The sequence below is a fragment of the Acidisphaera rubrifaciens HS-AP3 genome, from assembly GCF_000964365.1.
Classification (GTDB): Bacteria; Pseudomonadota; Alphaproteobacteria; order Acetobacterales; family Acetobacteraceae; genus Acidisphaera; species Acidisphaera rubrifaciens.
On sequence record NZ_BANB01000542.1, the window covers coordinates 1 to 1,267 of the forward strand.

Here is a 1,267-nt window from a genome sequence, read left to right on the forward strand (position 1 = left end):
CGTCGCGGACCGCCTCGCCCTCGGCGACCAGGATCGCGATCGGCGCGTTGACGGCCACGCCCTCGGTGCCGTCGGGGACCAGGATCTTGCCCAGCACGCCCTCGTCGACCGCCTCCACCTCCATCGTCGCCTTGTCGGTCTCGATCTCGGCGATGACGTCGCCGGCGGCGATGGTGTCGCCTTCCTTCTTGAGCCAGCGCGCCAGCGTGCCCTCGGTCATGGTGGGCGACAGCGCGGGCATCAGGATGTTGGTCGGCATCAGACGATCTTCCCCACGGCGTCCACCACCCAGTCGGGCTGCGGCAGCGCCAGCTTTTCCAGATTCGCCGCATACGGCAGCGGAACGTCATGACCGTGCACGCGCACCGGCGGCGCGTCGAGCCAGTCGAAGGCGTGCTCCATGATCTGCATCGCGACCTCGGCGCCGATGCCGGCGAAAGGCCATCCCTCCTCGACCGTGACGAGGCGGTTGGTCTTCTTGACGCTCTCGACGATCGTCGCGGTGTCCAGCGGGCGGAGGCTGCGCAGGTTGATCACCTCCGCCTCGATCCCGCGCGCGGCCAGCGTCTCGGCGGCCTTCATGGCGACGCCGACCATGATGCTGAAGGCGACGATGGTGACGTGCGTGCCCGGCCGCTCGATCTTCGCGCGGCCGATCGGCAGGATGAAATCCTCGTCGGTCGGGCAGTCGAAGCTGTGGCCGTAGAGGATTTCGTTCTCCAGCACGATCACCGGGTTGGGATCGCGGATCGCCGCCCGCAGCAATCCCTTCGCGTCCGCGCTCGACCAGGGTGCGACGACCTTCAGGCCGGGGCAGTGCGCATACCAACTCGCATAGCACTGGCTGTGCTGGGCGGCGACGCGGCTGGCGGCGCCGTTCGGTCCGCGAAACACGATCGGGCAGCCCATCTGGCCGCCCGACATGTACAGCGTCTTGGCCGCCGAGTTGATGATCTGGTCGATCGCCTGCATGGCGAAGTTGAACGTCATGAACTCGACGATCGGCTTGAGGCCGGCCATCGCCGCGCCGACCGCCATGCCGGTGAAGCCGTGTTCGGTGATCGGCGTGTCGATGATCCGCCGCGGGCCGAACTCGTCGAGCAGCCCCTGGCTGATCTTATAGGCGCCCTGGTACTGCGCGACCTCCTCGCCCATCAGGAACACGTCGGCGTCGCGACGCAGCTCCGCCGCCATCGCGTCGCGCAGCGCCTCGCGCACGGTGATCGGCGCCGCCGGACCCCAGTCCCGGTCCTCGGGCGCGACGGCC

General features: G+C 68.8%; 2 protein-coding genes. Both read right to left on the reverse strand.

The annotated features are described in order from the left end of the window. Positions 1-259 (reverse strand): biotin/lipoyl-containing protein (locus B8460_RS14315; RefSeq protein ID WP_048862291.1); only part of this gene is annotated, 259 nt, incomplete at its 3' end. After that, the coding region (locus B8460_RS14320; protein ID WP_048862292.1) for a pyruvate dehydrogenase complex E1 component subunit beta at positions 259-1,267 on the reverse strand (1,009 nt) is incomplete at its 5' end. The genes B8460_RS14315 and B8460_RS14320, both read right to left, overlap by 1 nt.